The organism is uncultured Arenimonas sp. (assembly GCF_963976025.1).
Taxonomy (GTDB): domain Bacteria; phylum Pseudomonadota; class Gammaproteobacteria; order Xanthomonadales; family Xanthomonadaceae; genus Arenimonas.
In genome coordinates, this window is sequence record NZ_CAXBJS010000127.1 from 1 (window position 1) to 7,643 (window position 7,643).

7 protein-coding genes are annotated in these 7,643 nt (G+C 68.2%); 4 read left to right on the top strand and 3 right to left on the bottom strand.

The window, feature by feature from the left end; translation table 11 throughout:
- The first annotated feature begins 33 nt into the window (after window positions 1–33).
- On the top strand, window positions 34–1,158 hold the full coding sequence (gene dnaJ, locus AACZ35_RS10230; RefSeq protein WP_339828813.1) for a molecular chaperone DnaJ: 1,125 nt from the start codon (window positions 34–36) through the stop codon (window positions 1,156–1,158).
- A 70-nt stretch (window positions 1,159–1,228) separates the two neighbouring features.
- Here the strand turns inward: dnaJ and AACZ35_RS10235 are convergent, their stop codons facing one another.
- The 3 genes from AACZ35_RS10235 to AACZ35_RS10245 are packed head-to-tail and all read right to left on the bottom strand — an operon-like array spanning window position 1,229 to window position 4,478.
- The gene (locus AACZ35_RS10235; RefSeq protein ID WP_339828815.1) at window positions 1,229–2,071 is read right to left on the bottom strand and encodes a M48 family metalloprotease; all 843 of its coding nucleotides are present in this window, start codon (window positions 2,069–2,071) and stop codon (window positions 1,229–1,231) included.
- Window positions 2,068–2,601 carry an SH3 domain-containing protein gene (locus AACZ35_RS10240; protein WP_339828817.1) on the bottom strand — a complete coding sequence of 178 codons (534 nt, stop codon included), beginning with the start codon at window positions 2,599–2,601 and terminating at the stop codon, window positions 2,068–2,070. The genes AACZ35_RS10235 and AACZ35_RS10240 overlap by 4 nt, the downstream gene beginning before the upstream one ends.
- Window positions 2,598–4,478, bottom strand: coding sequence for an adenylate/guanylate cyclase domain-containing protein (locus tag AACZ35_RS10245; RefSeq protein ID WP_339828820.1), 1,881 nt, complete (start codon window positions 4,476–4,478; stop codon window positions 2,598–2,600). The genes AACZ35_RS10240 and AACZ35_RS10245 overlap by 4 nt, the downstream gene beginning before the upstream one ends.
- A 54-nt stretch (window positions 4,479–4,532) precedes the next feature.
- Here AACZ35_RS10245 and dapB point away from each other — a divergent pair, with 54 nt between their 5' ends.
- The 3 genes from dapB to AACZ35_RS10260 all read left to right on the top strand — a co-directional run.
- The gene (dapB, locus tag AACZ35_RS10250) at window positions 4,533–5,273 is read left to right on the top strand and encodes a 4-hydroxy-tetrahydrodipicolinate reductase (RefSeq protein ID WP_339828822.1); all 741 of its coding nucleotides are present in this window, start codon (window positions 4,533–4,535) and stop codon (window positions 5,271–5,273) included.
- A gap of 146 nt (window positions 5,274–5,419) precedes the next feature.
- Complete coding sequence (gene carA, locus AACZ35_RS10255) at window positions 5,420–6,544, top strand: glutamine-hydrolyzing carbamoyl-phosphate synthase small subunit (RefSeq protein ID WP_339828825.1); 1,125 nt, start codon at window positions 5,420–5,422, stop codon at window positions 6,542–6,544.
- 22 nt (window positions 6,545–6,566) lie between these two features.
- Window positions 6,567–7,643 (top strand): hypothetical protein (locus AACZ35_RS10260; protein ID WP_339828828.1); only part of this gene is annotated, 1,077 nt, incomplete at its 3' end.

The window sequence follows — 7,643 nt, forward strand, 5'->3', positions numbered from 1 at the left end:
GAGCCGTGCAGGGTGCATTGGCTGGGGTTTTGGATGAGCAAACGTGATTACTACGAGGTGCTGGGGGTTTCCCGCACTGCGGCCGAGGACGAGCTGAAGAAGGCTTACCGGCGCGCGGCGCAGAAATTCCACCCGGACCGCAATCCCGGCGACAAGGCCGCGGAGGCCAGCTTCAAGGAAGCCAAGGAGGCCTACGAAGTGCTGTCGGACGGCGGCAAGCGCCGCATCTACGACCAGCACGGCCACGCCGCCTTCGAAAACGGCATGGGTGGCGGCAACCCGGGCGGCGGTTTCCACGACGTCAACGACATCTTCGGCGACATCTTCGGCGATATTTTCGGTGGCGGACGCCAGCGCGGCCCGCGCCGCGGCGCCGACCTGCGCTACGTGGTCGAGCTCGACCTCGAAGAGGCCGTGTTCGGCGTCGACAAGCGCATCGAAGTGCCCACCCTGGTGGCCTGCAAGCCCTGCGAAGGCAGCGGTTCGGAAGATGGCAAGGTCGAAACCTGCAGTACCTGCCGCGGTCGCGGCCAGGTCCGCATGCAGCGCGGCATCTTCGCCGTGCAGCAGGCCTGCCCGGCCTGCGGTGGCCGCGGCCAGACCATCGCCAAACCCTGCAAGACCTGCCACGGCAACGGCCGCGTGCAGGACGAAAAGGTGCTGCAGGTGAAGATCCCGGCCGGCGTCGATACCGGCGACCGCATCCGCCTTGCCGGCGAAGGCGAAGCCGGCCCGCCGGGCGCCCAGCCGGGCGACCTGTACGTGGAAGTGGACGTGCGCGCGCACGCCATCTTCCAGCGCGAGGGCAACGATCTTTATTGCGAAGTGCCGGTGCGTTTTTCGCAGGCGGCGCTGGGCGCCGACATCGTCGTGCCCACGCTCGAGGGCGAGGTGAAATTGAAGGTGCCGCCGGAAACCCAGACCGGCAAGCTGTTCCGCCTGCGCGGCAAGGGCGTCAAGTCGGTGCGCAGCCACGGCACCGGCGACCTGCTTTGCCGGGTGGTGGTGGAAACCCCGGTCAACCTGACCGCGCGCCAGCGCGAACTGCTCAAGGACTTCGACTCCACCTTCGAAGGCGAACACGGCGCCCGGCATTCGCCGCGCTCGAGCGGATTCCTCGACGGCGTGAAGTCCTTCTGGGACCGCATGACGTCCTGAGGCCGGAAGACTGCATCAAACAAGAAGGGCGCCCTCGGGCGCCCTTGTTGTTTTCCGGACTGCCGGTTCTTTACTGCGCCGGCCGCACCATGCGCGCCGGCGCCTCGTTCATCGCATAGGCCTCGAGCTTGTCGCCCACCACCGTTTCCAGGTGTTCGATGCGGCTTACCGCCGTCGGGTGGGTGGAGAACATCAGCGCCACGCCGACGTCGTCGGCCTTGGTGCCGTCCAGGGTCTGCAGCACCGCGGCCAGGGCGTAGGGGTTGTAGCCGCCCCGCGCCGAGATGACCATGCCGTGCACGTCGGCCTGGTGTTCGTCGCCCTTGTCCAGGCCCCGCACGAAGAGCTCGGTGCCGGCCTGGAAGGCTTTCTGGCCGAACATCCGCACGGCCTGGTTGTCGCTGTGGCCGGCCGCTTCACCGGCCAGTTCGGTGGCGAAGGCCGTGCCCATTTCCTTCTTGATGGCCTTCACCTGGTGGCGTTCGACCACGTGGGCGATTTCGTGCGAAAGCACGGCGGCCAGTTCGCCTTCGTCGCGCAGCCGGTCGTAAAGGCCCTGGGTGATCAGGATGGTGCCGCCGGGCAGGGCGAAGGCGTTGACGTCGGTGCTGTCCATCACGCCGAAGCGCCAGGGCAGGTTGGGCCGTTCGGTCTGCAGGGCCAGCCACAGGCCGACGCGGTTCACGTACTGCTGCATGGCGTCGTCGCGCACCAGCGGACGGGCGGCCAGCAGGCGGGCGGCGATGCCGCGGCCGAGTTCGATTTCGTCTTCGTCGGTGATCGGTGCAGTGGCGTCGGCGGCCTTCTTGCCGAACTTGAAGAGTTTTTCGGCGTCACCCAGGCGACCAAAGCCGGCGGCGGGCGAAGCCAGGGCCAGCGCAACCAGCGCAGCCAGGAGATGTCTGGTTTTCATCGCTGCTTCCTCCGGCTGCGGCGGTCGGACTTGAGGTAGTCGACCTGGTGGTTTTGAAGGCTGGCCGACATCGCGAACAGCCGGGCGTCTTCGGGCGACGCGGCCAGCTGGTCGAGAAACTCCACTTCACCCGGCGCCTCGCCGGCGTTGCGAAGCTTTTCCGGCGACAGACCCTTGACGCCGGTGCTGACGGTATTGCCGCTGGACCCGGTTAGGAAGGCCGCGGCCAGCTGGTTGCCGCCGCCGGCCGACTTGCCGTCGGACGTGCCGGTGCGCAGGTTCAGTACGCGCACCCAGCCGTCCAGGCCGTCGCTGTTCTTGACGCCGGCCCAGGCGCCCTTGCGCTGCGTGATGTCCACGGGCGCCTTGTCGCCCAGCTTGGCCACGACCTCGGCCGAGCCCAGGGGCTCGCTGCGCATCTCGGTGGCGCGCAGCGTGGTGGCGGATTCGGCGAAGGCCAGGCCGCTGGCCAGGGCGGCGGCCAGCGCCAGTGCCAGCGTGGGGGTGGGGGTTCGGCGTTTTGTTCTCACGGCATGCCTCCTGCTCGGGATGGGTCGGTGTTGCGTACCGGTTCGTACAGTTCAACCGGTTCTTCGCGGCCCTTGACCTTGAATTGTCCGCGGTGGATGAAGTTGAAACGGGAATCAGCGCCGCAGGCGGACTTCGTGGCGCCCGACACCAGCACCCGGGCCACGCCCTTGGTGGTGCCCTCGATGCGGCTGCCCAGGTTCACGGTGTCGCCGATGGCGGTGTATTCCATGCGCGTGTCGCTGCCCAGGAAGCCCACCACGGCCGGGCCCGTGTGCAGGCCGATGCCGACGTCGAAGTCGCCCAGGCCTTCGCCGTTGGCGGCCAGCTCGCGCTTGAACTCGTCCAGGGCCAGGGTCATGTCCAGCGCCGCCTCCACCGCCTTCGCCGCATGCCCCTCGGTCTGGGTGGGGGCATTCCAGAAGGCCATGATCGCGTCGCCGATGAATTTGTCCAGCGTGCCGCCGTGGCGGAAGATCACCTCGACCTGGCGGCTGAAATAGCGGTTTAGCAGGTCCACCACCTGTTCCGGCGTGCGTGTTTCCGACAGCGTGGTGAAACCCCGGATGTCGGAAAACAGGATCGTGATCTCGCGCGCCTCGGGCTTGCGTTCGCGGTCGAGTTCGCCGCTTTCGACCAGCCCTTCGACCACGCGCGGGTCCAGGAAACGCCCGAAGATGCCGACCGTGGCCTCGCGCTGGCGGCGCTCGAGCCACTGCGATTCCACGGTGAGCAGGCCGTAGCCGACCCAGGCCATGGCAAGCGCCGCGCCCACCGGCAGGTACAGGTTGGCTTCGAAGGCGAACCAGGCGGCGGCCAGGACGGCCAGGCTGGCCACGCCCAGGCCCAGGCCCGACTGCAGCGGGCTGGCGCGCCGGTAGAACGCCAAAGCAGTGCCGGCGACCAGGACCAGCAGCAGGGGCCAGCGCGCGGGCCAGTCGGACAGCCAGTCGCCGGCGCGCAGGTTGGCCAGGCCGGTGGTGCGGATGTGCACGCCGGGCGTCTGCTGGCTGATCGGCGTGGGGCGCATGTCGAGCAGGCCCGGCGCCGTGGCGGCGATCAGCACGACCTTGCCGGCCAGGGTGGGCGCGATGACCGGCTCGGCCTGCTGCAGGTCATTGAACAGGTCGGAGTAGGCAATGGTCGGCGGTGGCTCCCCGTACCAGTGCAGCCGAAGGCGCTGGCGATCGGGCAGGGCAGTGCCGATGAAGGTAGCGAGGTTGGCCTCGAGCGAATGCAGCCGCCAGCCTTCGATCTCGTCGTAGAGCCGGGTGTGGCGCCCGATGCCGTCCTTGTCGGCGACGAAATTGACCAGCCCGCCGCGCCAGCTGTCTTCCCCAAGGATGCCCGGCACCAGCAACACGGCCTTGGCATCGGGGTTCGCTCCGGGCCTTGCTTCGGCCCCGAAGCTCGCGGGAAGCATCGACAGCGGCGCCAGGTTGCCGTCGAAAAGGCGCAGCGAGGCGAAGAAGAGATTGTCCTGCCCGGCGACGATTTCGCTGAAAGCCTCGTCGCTGAGGGCCTGGAATCGGTCTTCTTCGTTGAAGAAGAGGTCGAAGGCCACGGCCCTGGGCGCGTGGGGCGCCAGCATGTCCAGGAGTTCGCCGTGCACGCTGCGTGGCCAGGGCCAGCTGCCGGCCAGCTCGATCATTTCCTCCAGGCTCTTCTGGTCGATCGCCACCACCACGATGTCGTCGGGCGGAACCCGCGATTGGGCGTGGTGGGCCAGCAGCCAGTCGCCCAGCCGGTCGTCGGCGCGATCCAGGGCACCGGTGAAGTGCAGCACCAGGGCCAACAGCGCCAGTGCCAGCAGGGGCAGGCGGATCGGCACGTGGCGGGAGGAAGTCGTCCTTGGCGGGACGGCGGCACGTTCAGGCATGGCCGCGAGTGTAGCCGTTTGCCAGCGCCGGGCGCTTTCCGCTAGCGTCCGGCCATGGAACAACCGCTCCCCATCCGTATCCTGATCCACGGCGCCAGCGGGCGCATGGGCCGCGCACTACTGCGCCTGGTCGCCGAGCGGCCCGAACTGCAGCTGGTCGCCGCCGTCTCGCGCAGCGGCCAGCCGCTGGCCGAGGCGCCGGCCGGCGTGCCGGTGCTGCCGGTGGAAAGGCTGGCCGACGCGCCCGACTACGACCTGGCCATCGACTTCAGCCTGCCTGAAGCCTTCGGGCCGCTGGTCGCGGCCTGCCGGGCCAAGGGTGCCGGCCTGGTCAGCGGCACCACCGGCTTGTCCGATGCCCAGGTAGCGGCCATGGACGAGGCCTCGCAGCTGGTGCCGGTGCTGTGGTCGGCGAATTTCAGCGTCGGCGTGGCGGTGCTGCGGGCCCTGGTGCACCAGGCGGCGGCGGCGCTGCCGGGCTGGGACGCCGATATCGTCGAGTCCCACCACACCCAGAAGAAGGACGCGCCTTCGGGCACCGCGCTGTCCCTGGGCCAGGCGGTGGAGCAGGGCCGGGGCAGCCCCCCGCACTACGCCAGCCTGCGCAGCGGCGATATCGTCGGCGAGCACCTGGTCCAGCTCACCGGGCCCGGCGAGCGCCTGGAGCTGGTGCACCGCGCCGGCAACCGCGACATCTTCGCCCGCGGCGCCCTGGAGGCCGCGGTGCGCCTGTCCGGGCGGGGCCCGGGACGCTACGATTTCGGCGAGCTGCTGCTGGCCGGCGGCCGTACCTGAACCAGCGCCGCCGAGTTTCCTTTTCGGGCCGGTGTCGCTAAACTTCCCGCTCGCCTGAACCCTCATCCGTCCGGACATGGTCCTGCCCAGTCCGCGGGTGTTCGCACACCCTGTGAACGGGTTCCCCCTAGCCAAGGCGATAGCCCGTGAACCAACCCGCAATCCTCGCGCTCGAAGACGGCACTGTATTCGAGGGCATCTCCGTAGGCGCCACCGGCAGCCGCACCGGCGAAGTGGTGTTCAACACCGCCATGACCGGCTACCAGGAGATCGTCACCGATCCCTCCTATGCCCGGCAGCTGGTCACCCTGACCTACCCGCACATCGGCAACACGGGCTTCACGGCCCAGGACGACGAGGCTGAAAAGCCCTGGGCGTCCGGCCTGATCGTGCGCGACGTGCCGCGCCGCCCCAGCAACTGGCGCAGCCAGGCTTCGCTGCCCGAATGGCTGTCGGCCCGGGGCGTGGTGGCCATCGCCGGCATCGACACCCGCAGGCTGACCCGCCTGCTGCGTGACCGGGGCGCCCAGAACGGCTGCCTGGTCGCGGGTGACATCGACTGCGAGGCCGCCATCGAGGCCGCCCGCAAGTTTCCCGGCCTCAAGGGCATGGACCTGGCCAAAGAGGTCTGCACCCGCGAGCGCTACAGCTGGACCGAAGGCTCGCTGGACCTCGATTCCAATGAATTCGCCCGGGTCGAGCCGCGTTTCCACGTCGTTGCCTACGATTTCGGGGTCAAGCGCAACATCCTGCGCATGCTGGCCGACCGCGGCTGCCGGGTCACCGTGGTGCCGGCGCAGACGCCGGCCGCCCAGGTGCTGGCGGAAAATCCCGACGGTGTTTTCCTGTCCAACGGCCCCGGCGACCCGGAGCCCTGCGACTACGCCATCGCCGCCATCCGCGAGGTACTGGCGGCGAAGGTGCCGACCTTCGGCATCTGCCTGGGCCACCAGCTACTGGGCCTGGCCGCGGGCGCGCGCACCATGAAGATGAAGTTCGGCCACCACGGTGCCAACCACCCGGTGATCGACCTCGACTCCCAGCGCGTGATGATCACCAGCCAGAACCACGGTTTCGCGATCGACGAAACCAGCCTGCCGGCCGGCGTGCGTGTCACCCATCGTTCGCTGTTCGACGGATCCAACCAGGGCATCGAGCTGGCCGATGCCCCGGCATTCAGCTTCCAGGGCCACCCGGAAGCCAGTCCCGGCCCGCGCGATGTGGCCGGTCTGTTCGACAAGTTCGCCAGCATGATGTCGGCCAAGGGCTGACCTTTTTTCGGGGAAAAGCACCATGAACATTTTCGGGAAGTTCCTACTGGCCGCGCTGCTTGCGCTGCCTGCCGCCGTCCTGGCCAAGCCGCCGCAGCTGCCGATCGGCGACTTCTTCAAGGACCCGGAGTTCACGTCCGTGTCGCTGTCGCCCAGCGGCAAGTACGTCACCGTGTCGGTGCCCCAGGGCGACCGCACCGTGCTCGCGGCTTTCGAAGTCGACGGCATGAAGCTGGTGGGCAAGTGGGACTACGGTTCCAAGAAGCACATCGAGCGCATCAGCTGGGTCAATGACGAACGTTTCCTGATGTACGTCAGCGAGAAGCTTGGCCGCTTCGACTTCCGCGTCGGTACCCCGGACGTCTACGCCAGCAACGTCGACGGCACCCAGCGCGCCGACATGCCCAACCTTGGCTTCTACCAGATCGTCGACAAGAACTGGGAAGACCCGCGTTCGATCCTGGTCCAGCGTTCGGTCGACTCGGCCTTCCTGTCCAAGTACGACGTCTACAACGCCCGCGTGAGCACGGTGGCCACTGCCCCGATCCGTTTCGGCGGCTTCATCCTCGACCACGAGCTCAAGGTTCGTTACGCGGTTGGCCAGGAAAAGGACCTGGAGATCGTCACCCTGCGCCGCGACGGCGACCGCTGGACCACCATCCACACGTCCGAGATGGGTGGCGCCGTGCGCACCCCGGTGACTTTCGACAGCGAGAACAAGCGCGTGTTCTTCGAAGTCAGCGAAAAGGGCGAACCGGCCAGGCTGGTGCTGCAGGACCCGGAAAGCCGGGAAGAGACCCCGGTCGCTTCCAACCCCAACGTCGATTCGGTTGGTTACCTGTACAGCAGCGACGAGCGTGAGCTGCTGGCCGTGGCCTACATGGACGGCGTGCCCAACTACGTGTTCGTCAACAAGGACCACCCGGAGTCCAAGACCTACGCCGGCCTGATCAACGCCTTCCCGGAACACGCGGTTTCCTTCGGCGGCATCAGCCGCGACGGCCGCAAGGTGCTGTTCCGCACCTACAGCGACGTCGATCCGGGCGCGTATTACCTGTTCGACCGCGAAACCGGCCGCGCCCAGTTCCTGCTGGCCTCG